The organism is Pseudomonas sp. Pdm06, from assembly GCF_014851795.1.
GTDB lineage: Bacteria > Pseudomonadota > Gammaproteobacteria > Pseudomonadales > Pseudomonadaceae > Aquipseudomonas > Aquipseudomonas fluorescens_AA.
The window spans coordinates 64,520-78,410 of the sequence record NZ_JACVAH010000014.1 but is presented as its reverse complement, the minus strand read 5'-3'; the positions used below and the strand labels follow the sequence as shown (position 1 = coordinate 78,410).

The following is a 13,891-nucleotide window of genomic DNA, read 5'->3' as shown; positions in this document are numbered from 1 at the left end:
TAAAGACCTATAGAGGCTCCGCAGTCTGGATGAGCGAATTGAGCACCAGCTTTATTTCAATCGCCGGATCTTTATGCCCTTGCAATATCAAGCCTTCGGACAGGGCCGTGAAGGTCTTCGCAAGCGCGGCATAGTCCAGCGGCGGTTTCTTGCCAGCATGGTTGAATATAATGGTAATCAACTTGCCCAGGGCTTCGCTGTTTTCCTCATGCAAGTCGTAGTAATGCTGTGAGAACTCTTCATCCCGCAGGGCGATCAGTTGCAACTCGGCATCGAGGATCGCACAGCGGGTATTGTTCTTCAGGGTGTCGATATAGGCATTCAAGCCATGGCTCAACTGCTCCGCCGAATAGCCCGACGCCAGGGTCGCGCTCAAGCGATCGATTTCAACTCGCTTGAAGCGTTGAGTCAGTTGCAGGAGCAAATCCGATTTACTGGAGAAATTGGAAAAGAAGGCCCCTTTGGAAAAGCCCGCCGCCTCGGCAATAACGTTGACGCTGGCGGCATGAAAGCCTTTGCTGATCATCAGCTCAGTGGCGGTGTCGAATAATTTATCTCTTGTTACTTGCTGGCTCTCTTCTCGACCTAGTCTCTTTTTAATCACGCCCTCGGCTCCTTTGGCCAGTCAAAATATGTACATGTAACTAAATGCGACGCAGCGGCTACTCACTGTATGGAATCCATCTTCGCCATCATATCTTATACGCAGCCCGTTCAATCATTTACATTTTAACTTTCATCCCGTGCCATGTATGTGCCATGTAACCGGGACAATCTTGGGGCACACGCAAGATGACTACCCAGTCACTTTCTTGCCTGGGTCCAGGCAAGTCAAAACCGTTGTGGTCTTTGCCTGACGAGCTGGATGGAGCGCCTCCTACCCACCTCAAAGCGGCATTTTTCCCGCCGTCCCACGGCACACCACAGCGTAAAAAAATCGGCGTAAGGCCCGGTTCAGAGCCACTGATTTGACATTACTACTAAATACCACTTGATTCTCAGATACCGAATGGTTTTTAATTGCGCCGTTGGTGGAGCCCAACGCCTGATCCAGGCATCGCATCCGTGACACGGGTCTCGATGCAATGACAGGTCATCTCACAGGAGCGGTATTTTAATGGAATATGCCTTCGTTACAGGCGCTACGGGCCTGCTCGGGAACAATATCGTTCGTGCGCTGTTAAAACGAAACATCAAAGTAAAAGCACTGGTTCGTTCCGCAGAGAAAGCCAAGAAACAGTTCGCCAGCCTGCCCGTGGAATGGGTCGAAGGCGACATGCTCAATGTCGATGCCTTCAGCCATGCCCTGCTAGGGTGCGATGCCTTGTTTCATACGGCAGCGTATTTCCGCGACAGTTACAAAGGCGGGAAACACTGGCAAAAACTCTACGACACGAATGTGACCGGCACCGAGCGATTGTTGCAGGCCGCCTATGCCGCCGGTATCCGTCGTGCCGTCCATACCTCTTCCATCGCCGTGTTGAAGGGCAATAAAGATCAAGTGATCGATGAAACCATGTCTCGCAGTGAACAGGAGGCTGACGATTACTACTTGAGCAAAATATTGTCCGAACAAAAGGTCCAGCAATTCCTGTCGCAGCACCCGGACATGTTCATTGCCATGGTCTTGCCAGGGTGGATGTTCGGCCCGGGGGATATCGGCCCGACCTCCTCGGGCCAGTTCCTGCTCGACTTTGTCGGACAGAAATTGCCCGGCGTACTTCCCGGAAGCTTTTCCGTCGTCGATGCCCGGGATGTGGCCGAACATCAAATCGCGGCCATCACCCGCGGCAGGTCCGGAGAGCGTTACCTCGCCGCCGGCAATCACATGGACATGAAAAGCATTTTCCAGGCGCTGTCCAGCGTCAGTGGCGTGAAAGCCCCGAAACGAAAAGTGCCCTTGTTCATGCTGCGAATCATCGCACTGATCTATGAAGGTTATTACCGGATTACCAAGAAACCGGTACTCATCAGTACTTCCACGGTCAAGCTCATGGCGCAAGAACAAGGCCGTACCCATTTCAGCCACAACAAAAGTTCAAGGGAGTTGGAATGCCAGTTCCGCCCTGTCGCTGAAACCCTGACCGATACCCTGGACTGGTATCGGAATAACAACTACACAGATGCTTGATTGAGACACCTCATATAAAGCCTGCCTCTGTAGTACTTTTTTGACGCGCCCTATATCCAAGGATTGAAAGAGGTTGGTAAATGAAAAGCCTTTCATATAAAGAAGGTTTTCTGCATCGCTTTGTCGGTTTTTCGGAATCGTTCCCCGAGCAAGTTGCTATCCGGCACCTGGACACGGAAGAAGATACCGTCACATACCGCGAGCTGCGCATCAAGGCCGAAGCCTGCAACGGTACCCTGACGGCACTCGGTGTATTGCCAGGCGATAAAGTAGCGCTGGTGCTGCCCAACGGGGTGGCGTTCATCGCTTACTACCTGGCGATTATCGGGCGGGGTGCCATCCCGGTCATCCTCAACTACAAGTTGACTCCCTTCGAAATGAACAGTGTCGTCAGCCTCGCCAGGCCGACGCTGGTGGTCACGACCGAAACGTTGTGGGGACAACACAGCGAGGTATTCCAGCCGGACAACGGCGTCAGGCACTCCCTGGTGCTGGACGGTGGGAGCGAACCGTCATCGCCCTTGCCCGCCAATGCAACGGCCGCCTCTGAACTTCCTCGACAGCTCGAACCCTTGTCGTTGCCCGACGGCAATCCGATCGTCTCGGTGCAGTTCACCTATCGTGGTATCGGCAGGCCCCTGGCTGTCTCTCACCGCTACCTCGACCTGACGCAATCGAGCGATGGCCTGCACGAGCACTTTCACCTGCAGGGCGTCGGCTCGGTGCACCTGGTGACGCTGCCGCTGTATGCCATTTTCGGCCTGTCGGTGATGATGGTGTTCCCTTTGAGCATGGGCGCCACCCTGCTCATGACCAACACCCTGCTCAATCGCGACCTGGCCGAAGTCTTGTCCGAACATCAGGTCACCTTCGCCTGCCTGGTGCCCGATGTCATCCGCTACTTCAATACGCGCCTGGCCAAACGCAAAGGCACGCCGTTGCCGCTGCACCCGCAACTGATGATTTATTCCGGCGGCAGCCACCTGCCGGCCGATGAAGCCGAGAAGCTGGGCAAGCTGCTGGGTTGCAACCCGGTGCTGCAAGGCTATGGCCTGACCGAAAGCATGCCGGTCATTGTCCAGAGCTCGATCGGCGAGGTCCACCGCGGTGCCATGGGCCAGCCGATCACCGGCGTGGAACTGCGCGTTGTCGATGCCGAGGGCCAGGACGTGGCACCCGGACGCATCGGTGAATTGCTGATCCGCGGCGCGATGGTGATCGACGGCTACAACGATGCCGAGGACAGCAATGCCCGGTTCTTCCGCGAGGGCTGGTTCCACAGCGGTGACCTGGTCTGGCGGGACGACGCTGGGCATGTGTTTTTCTTTTGCCAACGCCTGCGAATCTCGAAGATCAAGGCGCAGATGGTCGACCTGATGGAAATCGAATCCATCGCCCTCAAGCACCCCGATGTGGTGCGGGCCAGGGCCTATATCGTCCCGGACCACAAGGAAGTCAACGTGCTGCACCTGTGCGTCGAAGGGACCGGCGAGCTGACCCAGAACGCGCTTTCCACCCTGCTTTCGCGCTACCTGTCGGGCTTCAAGCTGCCCAAGACCATCGAGATCATCTCGCTCAAGGAAGAGGCACATGCACGCTAACAGCACCCAACCGGTACTGGCCGTTTTCGACTTCGACGGCACATTGACCGACCGCCACACGTTCTGGCGCTACATGCGTTTTATCGTGGGCACCCGTTCGTTCTGGCTCAGGATCATTCCCCTGCTGCCCAAGATGCTCAGCGTGATCCTGGGCATCACACCGCTGATGCAAGCGCGCCTGGCTTTCATCGCCTGTTACCTGGGCGGGTTGTCGGTGGAACAAGAACGCGAGCACGCCAAGTACTTCATCAGCGAACAGCTCCCGCGCTGGCTCAGGCCCGAGGCGTTGCGGCGGCTGCAATGGCATCAATCCATGGGGCACGTCACCGCCCTGGTCAGCAACTCGCCGGAAAACTACCTGATCCCCTGGGGCCGGGCCGCGGGGTTCGATTATGTGTGCGGCACCCGCCTGGCCACGGCGAAGAACAAACTGACTGGCGGGATAGCCGGTACCAACTGTGTAGAGCGAGAGAAAGTCACGCGGCTCAAAGGCTGCCTGAGCAACCTTGATGATTTTTACATTTATGCCTACGGCGACTCATCCGGCGACGATGCCCTGCTCGGCATTGCCAACTCTCCCTTCTACAGAAACTGGTACTGATCGATGAACACTCTGAGCACGTTGGCCCCCAAGCATTTCAAGCGCCCTGGCAGCGCCCCGGCCGTCATGATCGTCGGCGCCGGCCCCATTGGCCTGTCCCTGGCAATCATGCTGAAAAAATGGGGTGTGGCGTTTCGCATCATTGAAAAGAACGCCGGCCCCTCGACGGCGACCAAGGCCATGGCGATCCACTCCCGGACCCTGGAAATCTTCAGAGACCTGGGCGTTGCCGAGCAAGCCATCAACGACGGCTTCACGATCAACCAATTCTCCGTGCAGTCGAACGCCAGGCGGGTGCTGAACTACAACTTCTCCTACCTGGACGCGACCTATCCCCTGCTCTTGAGCCTGCCACAGCCGCAAACCGAGAAGATTCTCCTGGAGCGGCTGAAGGAACTGGGCGCAGAGGTGGAATGGAACACCGAACTGGTGGACATCGAAAACCTGCCGGGGTCGGTACGCATGACGCTCAAGCATGCCGACGGCACCGACGAAACCTTCACCAGTCGCTGGGTGGCCGCCTGTGACGGGGCTCGCAGCAACATCAGAAAACGCCTGGACATGACCTTCGAAGGTTCGTCCTACGACCGCTTCTTCATGCTGGCCGATGCCGATATCCAATGGTCCGGCAGCCAGGATGAGGGCGCGTTCTTCCTGGGTGCGCAGGACGGTTATGTGGCCGTCGCACCGATCAGCGCCCAGTCCCGTTATCGGCTGTTCATCGAAATGCCCTATAACCTGCCCCCCGAAGGCGAGCGCCCGTCCTTGAGCCTGGAGAACTTCCAGCGCCTGTGCGAAGGACGCGGGCAAAAGATGACGCTGTCCAATATCTCATCGACCACCATCGCCTCGTTCCAGCATCGCCGCGTGCAAACGATGCAGCAAGGCTCGGTGTTCCTGCTGGGGGACTCGGCGCACATCGGCAGCCCCATCGGTGGCCAGTGGATGAACCTGGGGGTTTCCGAGGCCTATAACCTGGCCTGGAAAATCGCTTATGTCGATCAAGGCCTGGCGGATCCGTCCTTGCTCGACAGCTACAACGAAGAGCGTTATCCGGTTGCCCTGGAAGTCGAGAACACCGCACACCGCCTGACACGGCTGATTACCGTCCGGCGGCGCGCCCTGGTCTGGCTGCGCGACCATGTCCTGCCGCTGTTGAGCAACCGGAAAAAGGTCCAGCGCAGGTTGCCGTCGATGATTTCCGGTCATCAGTACCACTATGACAAGAGTGACTATATCCAAGAATCGCTGACGAAAAAGCAGCGCCAGAACTGGAACAGAAAAGGGAAAAAACCCGAGTTCCAGACCGCCGCGCCCCGCGCCGGGCAACTGGCGCCGGATGTCGAGTTGTGGCAACTGCAAGGGCTGCCCACGAAACGCTTGATCGACCTGTTTCATGGCACGTTCACGTTGTTGATCTTCAGCGCGGCCGATCAGTTTTCGCCGTTATTGCCGGGCTATTACGCGTTGGCCGAGTCGGTGGAAAAGGACTACCCGGGCATCAAGGCCTATTGCGTGATCGACGCCCTGAGCAGCGCCGGGCTACCGGCCTGGCACTCGACACTGCTGGACCCCGATTGGCGGCTGCACAAGCGCTACCACGCCAAGGAAGGCACGTTGATGCTGATTCGTCCTGACGGCTACATCGCTTTCCAGGGCGCCGATGCAATGACGCTGGTGACGTATCTGCACGTAAGGTCCGGGTTGCTCAAGGGCGCCAGAAAAACGCTGACTCGCGAGATCAACGCAATGGAACTCCAACTTTAAGTCGCTCCATGGCTACTGCCAGTTTGCCTCATTGATATAAACACGGCCCAGTCCTGGGCCGCGATTTCTGATCTTTCTTCTGTATAGAAATATCCACCGACTTTGGTTAGGAGAACCTTATGCGCATGCAACTTAACGATGTGGTGCAGGAATTCATCGTGTCCAACGGAAGAATAGCCCACAGCTATTTCTCTCTGTCCGAAAAGATCCTTGAATCATTGTGCGAATCCAATATCGCCAAGGAAGCGATATTGCTGCGGGTGTTGGAACAGGCCGAATCCGTCACGGCCCACTATTTCAATGCTCATCAACAAGTTCTCGAGGGCGTTTATGCCCATGGGATCGAAACCTCCGTCAACCAGAATGTTGCGGTGCTGGAGCCTGTTCACTCGAACCCGACAATACTGGCCCCGGTGCCCGCCGCCGAAACCGTCGAACAGGCCACCGCACTCAGCTACGGGCAATGGTTGCGCAGCGAAATCGGCACGGTGACCGGGTTCCAGGCGCAACAGATCGACTTCGATCAAAGTTTCGAAAGCCTGGGGATCGACTCGCTGGGGCTGGTGGATATCTTCGAATCCCTGGCCCAGCACTTTCCGGAAAAGAAAGCACTCACCTCGCAGCTCTTCGATGCCCCGACCCCGACCGCCTTGCTGGCACGGCTCGAAGCCGATCCGCAGGCACCGGCGGTGGATGTCCAGGGCTGGGTACTCGATCAACTGGCGGCGATCACCGGCTTTACGGTCGAGCAGATCGACCCGACACAAAGCTATGAAAACCTGGGCCTGGATTCGCTGGTGCAGCTGGATTTCCTCGAGTCGGTAGTCGCCCTGTGGCCGCAGCTCAAGGCTCACAGTTCCGAGCTGGCCAATGCCAAGTTCCCGCAGGCAACCATCGCCCTGATTCAAGCGGCCCTGGCCGATCCCCAGCCACAAGCGACGCCTTGCGAGACGCCTTCCCCTGCCGCGACGAACACTCAAGGACAGGAGGAAAACCTGCTGCTCAACGCCCTGTCGCCGTTGATCCCGGACGCAGCGCAGGCGATCGATATCCAGACGCCCTTCGCACAACTGGGTCTCAACGGCTTTGCCCGGGAGACGCTCTGCCAATCCATGGCGCAGCAGTGCTCGGTCAGCGAATTTGCCGGTGAAGCGCTGATGTCCCGTCGCACGCCCCAGGATGCCTTGTCGCTGCTGGCCAGGCTGAGCTGAGCCCAGCAGCAACAGGAATGGAATCCGGGTGACCGAACAGGTCACCCAGCATTTTGGCGATCAGGAGACAGGGTATGAGTGGCGCAGTAACGACAGCGGGCGATTTTTGCTTCAGCGCGATGGCGGGCGAGTTTCCGGGGGCACCGTCAACGGAGGCGCTCTGGCAGTTGCTCGCCCAAGGGCAGGTCGCACCGATGGAATCGATGCCGACACGCTGGGAAGTGGACAAGGCATCGATCTATTCAACCAAGGCCGGCGAGAAGGATCGCACGTATCTGGACAGCGCTTTTTGCCTGACCGACGACGCCTCGATCCCGTCACGGCACGAAGGACGGCAGGTCGCCATCGGCAAGAAGGTGCTTCAGACGCTGTTGACCCAACTCGCCGCACAAGGCTCGCCACTGGGCGGCGAACGCACCGCGCTGGTAGTCGCGACATCTTGGAGCGACGAGAGCTATTTCGTCACCGGCATGTCCGGAAAAACCGCTGCGCCGCCGGGTTTTACACCGGGTGAACAAGTGGAGGCACTGGCCGCGGCCTTTGCCTTGGGTGGCCCGGCGTTATCGGTGGACACGGCCTGCAGTTCGTTCCCCTATGCCTTGGATATGGCCCAGGCGCTGGTCAACAGTGGCCAAGCGGACAACGCGATTGTCATGGCCCTCAACACCGTGCTGCCTCCGGCGCTGTTCCTCGGGTTCTCGCAGTTGACGGCGTTTTCCGCGCGGGCGCGGATGGAAGCCTTCGGCCAGGACGCCGACGGCATCGTGCCGGGCGAATGTGCGGTCGCGTTTCTGGTCGAACCCGTCGCCCAGGCCCTGACGGCGCAGCGCCGGCCCCTGGGTGTCTTACGTGCCTTGGGCATGTCCGCCGACGGCGCCGAGGGCTCGGTGTTCGCCCCCGGCAAACAGGCCCAGTACTCGGCTTACCAACGTGCCTATCGCGGCCTCGACCCAAGGGACGTGGACTACATCGAGACCCACGGCACCGGTACGCCGCTGGGGGATGCGACGGAGTTGGCCTCGTTGAACAGCTTCTTCGCCCCCCATCGCCCGGACGACCGGAAAATCACCATCGGTTCGATCAAGTCGGTCATCGGCCATCCCCTGGCCGCTGCCGGCGGCGCGTCGCTCGCCAAGGCCTTGATGATACTGCGCCACAAAGGCATTCCACCGCAGCCCGGCTACCGCCCCAGCACCAAGGTCGACGACACCTGCCTGCGACTCGCCACCCAGCAGGTTCAACCTCTGGAGGCGCGTCCGTCGGCGCTCCGGATTGGCATCTCCAGCTTTGGTTTTGGCGGCGCCAACGCGCACCTGGTGGTAGACGAATACCTGCCCGGCGACCACCCTGCCGCAGCCCCCGCAGCCCCCGCAACCACCTCCGGCGTGCTGATGCTGGACCTTGCCATTGTCGAGGCTGAAGCCGCGCTGGGCAGCCACCGCTCGTTGCAAGCATTCCAGCAGCAGCTCGACCAACCCGCCGCCCCCTCGGTCATGTTTCCTTATGGGCGCTTCGTCGATTACACCCCGGCTCCCGGTCAGCCTTTGCTGGGCAAATTCCTCGCCCAGGACCACGTCATCGATATCGACGGCTTCGGCATGGGCCCCAAGCCACTGGCCCATGTCGATCCGTTCAAGCTGTTGATCACCGATCGCGTCAATCACTTGCTGCGGCGCTTGCCGGGCGTGGCCGGTTCGCCCGGCACCGCGATGGTCATGTGCTGCAACATGGGCGGCGAGCGCTTCAGCAACGCCTATAGCAGCGCCCACAACTTCTATTCCCGGGCGCAAGGTGCGGCGCCGGGCGTCGAGGTAACCGACGTGGCAACCATGTTGCCAAACATGCTGTCCGGCTACCCGGCGCAGATTTTCGACTTCAAGGGTTTCCATCAGACCCTGGTCGGCACGGCGGGCCTGTTCTGGCAAACCTTGCTGGCCTCGCCGCAATGGTTCGACAACGGCATCACCACGCTCCTGCTCGGCGCCGGGCGTTTTGTCAGCGGTGAAATAGAGGTCGAGCGCGCTCGGTGCAGCGCGACCCAGCAAGGTGAAGGCCTGGGGTTGATCGCGCTGCGTCGCTATCAACCCCAGGCCACTGACAAACCCTTGCTGGTGATCCGCGCCGCGGTCCTCGCCCATGCGGCGGGCTCACTGGAAGAGGCTTGCCGGTTGGTGGGCAAAGCGCCCGGCCACTCGCCGCACGTTGAAGTCTGCGAATTGCAACCGGTTGCGACGCCTGCCAGTGGATCGCTGCAGGAGATCACCGGTTTCCTCGCTGAAGCCAGTGGCATCGAAACCCTGCTGGCGGTGATGTTGCGGGGCGCGCCCCATACCGTGATCGAAGTGCGCGAGGCCGGCAAGGCGGTGATGTGGCTGTTTACCGAACAGCTTCGCCAGTGGAACCCGACCACCGCCGAGGTCAGCTCGCCCATCAAGCATCCGTTCATGTTGCGCTTTGCCCATTCGTCAGCTCACGAACTGCAGCAGGTCATCACGCCTGTCAGCCTGGTTCGCGAGCCGCAGAACGATGGTGTCGACGTGCAGCAGCTCAGCGACATGCTCACCAGCACCCTGCTCTCCGGGCTGCGGGTACGGGTGCGCGCCATGGAAAGCCTGTTCGCCCTGCACCGTGGCGATACCGCCCAGCGCCCGGCGCACTGGCAGCGCAGCGCGGAGCATAGCGTGATCACCAACGCCCAGCGCAGCCCTCAGTCGCTGCACGCCCAACTCGTGGTGAATGAAGCGCATCCGTACTTCTTCGATCATCCCCTGGATCACATCCCGGGCATCTTGCTGCTGGAGGGCGTGCTGCAACTGCTCGAACTGGCCATGCCGCCTCTGAGCGGACGGGTCGCCTACATCAAGACCCTGACGATCAGGTTCCAGCACTACGTACAGAAGCAGGGCACGGTCGATCTGCACGTCGAACACGGCGAAGACCCCCAGGTGTTCAACGCGAAGGTCATGCAGGCCGGAAAAGTGATGTGCACCTGCGTCCTCGCCATGGCCTACAGCTCGGCATTCGAGACCTCGCCGGCTGGCGAATTCAGCGCCACGCCCTGCCGCGACAAGGCCCTGTTGCACAAGGCCAGGGCGGAAAACGTCATCGTCAGTGACATGAGCGGCATCGCCCAGGGCCTGAGCGTGGACACCGTGAAACTGCCGCCGGAACACTTCTTCCAGGCCGGCGATCCCCAGCACTATTCGATGGTGTATTTCCTCGAAGTGGCTCGCCAGTGCTACATGCAGATCGCCCACAGTCACCTGCGGATCCCGCTCAATACCCCGATGAACCTGCTGGCCTTGAGTTTCACCCTGGACCGGCCCATCCCCAGGAACAGCCCGCTGTCATTGGCGCCGCAAGCCGGTTTCGATGCGTCGCTCCAGGCCTTCAAGACCAACCGCATCTATATCGACCTGTTCAACCGGGGCGAAAAAATCGGTCAAGCCAGCATTACCGCCCAGGTGCTGAGTCAATCGGCACCGGCAGCCTGAGCATGGAATGGATCTGCCCACCCGGCATGACCGTGCCCCCCACAACCAAGGTGTCGCCGTGAACGATGTCAACGTGCAAGTCATAGTCAAATCGCCCCCTTCTGAAATCTGGAAGCTCTGGAGCAATTTTCCCGAAGCGCCGCTCTGGGATACCGACGTCCGCCAGTGTCAACTCGACGGTCCGTTCCAGGCTGGAACCCGCGGTAGATGTGTCCTCAAGAATGGCTTGGAAATGCCTCTGAAACTGGAGGCCGTGAGTCCGCACGAAAGTTATCGCAACAGCGCCCGGCTGCTCTGGATCGACCTCGAATTCGACCATCGGATGCGCAGGCTCTCTGCCGATGAAACCCATGTCATCCATAGCGCGAAGATTTCGGGCCCGTTGAGTTTCCTGTACCGCGGGCTGCTGCGCAAAGCGCTGGCCAAGGCGATGACCACCGCACTGGACAACCTGTGCAGGCTGGCTGAACAACGAGCCAGCGACACATCGGTGCACGGGAAAACCGCGACGCCCTTGCACCTCGTATGAACGTCTTCGGACACGCTTCGCCTACTTATCGATAACAGCAACATTTCGGATCTAGCATGAACCTACAGAAAAACACCCGGTATCTTGTCATGGGCATCATTGGCCTGGGTGGTACCGCCCCGGCATCGAGTTTCGCCGACACACTCGGCCCCTATGTCAGTGGCATGGGCGGCGTGAACTGGGTCGCTGAACAGGACCTTAACCAGAACGACCTTGACTTCGTCGAGATGGAATTCAACCAACCGTTGCATTCCGGCTTCGCCACCGGCCTGGCACTGGGCTGGCGATTCCCGGTCGGGCTGAGGCCTGAAGTGGAACTGAGCTACCGCCGCAACACCCTGACCCAGTTCAATCACCGGGTCTACGAGGGTGGCGGCAGCATCGACGGCAAAGGCAAAGAGCAAGCCACCAGCCTCATGGCCAACCTCTGGTATGACGTCACGAATCTGCCAGCCCCCTTGAGCCGGTTCACCCCTTATGTCGGCGGTGGCCTGGGCTACGCCGTGCTGACCATCACCGGCCTGGAAGCCGGCGGCGTCGAGTTCGGCGACACCCATCGCGACACCGTCTCGGCCTGGCAACTCGGCACCGGGGTCGCTTACGAGCTCAGCGAGCATTGGTCCATGTCCCTGGATTATCGCTACTTCAAGACCGGTGAAGCGCACTTCGGCAACATCCAGGGCCTGCCCCAGGGCGATGTGAAAACGGAGTACAACGCCCAGTCCTTGATGCTTGGTTTGCGGTACTGGTTGTAAGCGGTAGACGGAACGGCGCCTTGCCTCATTCGCAGGGCGTCCCGGCGGTGACCGCGCCAGTACCCCAAACTGGAAAATTTTGAGAGGATGCATGCCAAGAACGCCATGGAATACAGGCTTTCCAATTTCCATCCCCGTGGCGGTCCGACATGTACATCCCTCTCTTCCAAAGCTTACGGGCACGCTTCGCCATCGTCGTGGCGCTGGTGGTGCTGCTCCTCAGTTGCATATTCGGCACCGTTATCGGCGAGTCCTCCATTTCGCGGCTCAAGGAGCAAACCGGGCTGCAACTGAGCGAATATGCCTACTCGATGATCGATCGCCTCGATCGCGACATGAGTAACCGTTCAAAAGCGCTCACGGTCCTGAGCAAGCTGGAAACCCTGCGCAACACTGCGAACCCTGGCGAAGCACGCGCCCTGCTCGACCACCTTAGCCAGCAGTTCCCGAACTATTCCTGGATCGGCCTCACCGACGCCCACGGCAAAGTGGTCGCATCGACCAACGGGGTGCTCGCAGGCGCCGACATCTCGCAACGGCCGGTCTTTGCCAGTGCGCGGGAAAAGACGTTCATTGGCGATGTCCACGAAGCCGTCCTGCTGGCCAAGCTGCTGCCGAATCCTTCCGGGGAAGCGATGAAATTCGTCGATATCAGCATGCCAATCAAGGACGTCGCCGGAAATCTCACGGGGGTGCTCGCGGCGCATCTTTCCTGGGAATGGGCTGCGGAAGTTGGTCGATCGCTTTTCGACCCCTTGCAAGAGCGCCTGCCTGGCCTGGAGTTCCTGGTCATCAGCAAGGACGGCACCCTCTTGCTGGGCCCCAAGGACATGATCGGCAAGCCCGCCGGGATCACGCTCGATGGGCGCGGACAAAGCTGGTCGGTCGAGCGCTGGCCGGACGGTAAGCTCTATCTGGCAGGTGCGGCGCAAAGTGTCGGCGTCGACGACTATCCCGGCCTGGGATGGACCGTGGTGACACGCCAGCCCGCCGAGATCGCCTTTGCGGCAGCACGTGAGATGCGCAATGAAATACTCATCTGGGGCGGCCTGCTGTCCATCCTGTTCGCGGTCATCGGATGGATCATGGCAGGTATTCTCACCGGGCCGGTAAACGTCATCGCCAAGGCTGCCGCGCGCCTTTCCGAAGGCGCCGATGTGGGGATTCCCTTGCTCAAGGGCACACGCGAAGTCGAAACGCTGAGTGTTGCGATCCGGCACCTCGTTGACAGCCTCACCCGAAAAAGAGGTCAGTTGGCCGTGGTCGAGGGTATCGCCTACCGCGATGTCGTCACCGGCCTGCCAAATCGGGCAGCCTTGGAAAAGTACATCGAGGCGGTACGCAGCGAGGTCGACGTACAGCCTGGCTTTGGCGTGCTATGCCTGGATCTGGACGGGTTCAAGCCCATCAACGATTGCTTCGGCCATGCCGTTGGCGATGCATTGCTCCAGGAGGTTGGTCTCCGGCTCCTGGGCGCGGTGCGCGATGGCGACATCGCTGTCCGCCACGGCGGGGATGAGTTCGTATTGCTGCTGCGCCTGCGTACCGGAGAATCCTTGTCCAGCATGCAGGGTGCCGCCCAGCGCATCCTCGCAAAACTGGCCGAGCCGGTCGTGCTGGCCGGGGAGTCGATCACGATCGGCTGCAGTATCGGCGGGACGCTGTGGACCGGCGGCGAGTTTACCGATGCGCTGGCCCAGGCCGATGAAGCGCTCTACCGGGCCAAGCGTGCGGGCAAGTCCCAGGCGAAATTCCATGACACCTCGTTCACCGAGGCCGGACATACCGGAGCAAAGGTCTGA

At 59.9% G+C, this 13,891-nt stretch carries 10 protein-coding genes; 9 read left to right on the top strand and 1 reads right to left on the bottom strand.

Annotation, left to right across the window (positions count from 1 at the left end):
• Positions 1–7: 7 nt before the first annotated feature.
• On the bottom strand, positions 8–604 hold the full coding sequence (locus tag IB266_RS21700; RefSeq protein ID WP_192262374.1) for a TetR/AcrR family transcriptional regulator: 597 nt from the start codon (positions 602–604) through the stop codon (positions 8–10).
• A 513-nt stretch (positions 605–1,117) separates the two neighbouring features.
• Here IB266_RS21700 and IB266_RS21695 point away from each other — a divergent pair.
• The 9 genes from IB266_RS21695 to IB266_RS21655 all read left to right on the top strand — a co-directional run bounded on the left by IB266_RS21695 (position 1,118) and on the right by IB266_RS21655 (position 13,891).
• Positions 1,118–2,131, top strand: coding sequence for an SDR family oxidoreductase (locus IB266_RS21695; protein ID WP_192262373.1), 1,014 nt, complete (start codon positions 1,118–1,120; stop codon positions 2,129–2,131).
• A gap of 80 nt (positions 2,132–2,211) precedes the next feature.
• Complete coding sequence (locus tag IB266_RS21690) at positions 2,212–3,732, top strand: class I adenylate-forming enzyme family protein (RefSeq protein ID WP_192262372.1); 1,521 nt, start codon at positions 2,212–2,214, stop codon at positions 3,730–3,732.
• The gene (locus IB266_RS21685; protein WP_192262371.1) at positions 3,722–4,333 is read left to right on the top strand and encodes an HAD-IB family hydrolase; all 612 of its coding nucleotides are present in this window, start codon (positions 3,722–3,724) and stop codon (positions 4,331–4,333) included. Before IB266_RS21690 ends, IB266_RS21685 begins: the two co-directional genes overlap by 11 nt.
• Before the next feature lie 3 nt (positions 4,334–4,336).
• Entirely contained in the window at positions 4,337–6,100 is a 1,764-nt protein-coding gene (locus IB266_RS21680) for an FAD-dependent monooxygenase (protein WP_192262370.1), read from the top strand.
• 119 nt (positions 6,101–6,219) lie between these two features.
• The gene (locus IB266_RS21675; RefSeq protein ID WP_192262369.1) at positions 6,220–7,311 is read left to right on the top strand and encodes a phosphopantetheine-binding protein; all 1,092 of its coding nucleotides are present in this window, start codon (positions 6,220–6,222) and stop codon (positions 7,309–7,311) included.
• Positions 7,312–7,385: 74 nt separating this feature from the next.
• Positions 7,386–10,805, top strand: a complete 3,420-nt coding sequence (locus IB266_RS21670; RefSeq protein WP_192262368.1) for a beta-ketoacyl synthase N-terminal-like domain-containing protein — start codon at positions 7,386–7,388, stop codon at positions 10,803–10,805.
• 7 nt (positions 10,806–10,812) lie between these two features.
• Positions 10,813–11,334 carry an SRPBCC family protein gene (locus IB266_RS21665; RefSeq protein ID WP_225613617.1) on the top strand — a complete coding sequence of 174 codons (522 nt, stop codon included), beginning with the start codon at positions 10,813–10,815 and terminating at the stop codon, positions 11,332–11,334.
• A 56-nt stretch (positions 11,335–11,390) separates the two neighbouring features.
• Complete coding sequence (locus IB266_RS21660) at positions 11,391–12,089, top strand: outer membrane protein (RefSeq protein ID WP_192262367.1); 699 nt, start codon at positions 11,391–11,393, stop codon at positions 12,087–12,089.
• Between the two features lie 149 nt (positions 12,090–12,238).
• Positions 12,239–13,891 carry a sensor domain-containing diguanylate cyclase gene (locus IB266_RS21655; RefSeq protein ID WP_192262366.1) on the top strand — a complete coding sequence of 551 codons (1,653 nt, stop codon included), beginning with the start codon at positions 12,239–12,241 and terminating at the stop codon, positions 13,889–13,891.

Excerpts from the sequence above, each read along its gene's own strand:
- IB266_RS21695 (WP_192262373.1), top strand. The coding sequence starts at position 1,118 with ATGGAATATGCCTTCGTTACAGGCGCTACGGGCCTGCTCGGGAACAAT.
- IB266_RS21690 (WP_192262372.1), top strand. The coding sequence starts at position 2,212 with ATGAAAAGCCTTTCATATAAAGAAGGTTTTCTGCATCGCTTTGTCGGT.
- IB266_RS21685 (WP_192262371.1), top strand. The coding sequence starts at position 3,722 with ATGCACGCTAACAGCACCCAACCGGTACTGGCCGTTTTCGACTTCGAC.
- IB266_RS21680 (WP_192262370.1), top strand. The coding sequence starts at position 4,337 with ATGAACACTCTGAGCACGTTGGCCCCCAAGCATTTCAAGCGCCCTGGC.
- IB266_RS21675 (WP_192262369.1), top strand. The coding sequence starts at position 6,220 with ATGCGCATGCAACTTAACGATGTGGTGCAGGAATTCATCGTGTCCAAC.
- IB266_RS21670 (WP_192262368.1), top strand. The coding sequence starts at position 7,386 with ATGAGTGGCGCAGTAACGACAGCGGGCGATTTTTGCTTCAGCGCGATG.
- IB266_RS21665 (WP_225613617.1), top strand. The coding sequence starts at position 10,813 with ATGGATCTGCCCACCCGGCATGACCGTGCCCCCCACAACCAAGGTGTC.
- IB266_RS21660 (WP_192262367.1), top strand. The coding sequence starts at position 11,391 with ATGAACCTACAGAAAAACACCCGGTATCTTGTCATGGGCATCATTGGC.
- IB266_RS21655 (WP_192262366.1), top strand. The coding sequence starts at position 12,239 with ATGTACATCCCTCTCTTCCAAAGCTTACGGGCACGCTTCGCCATCGTC.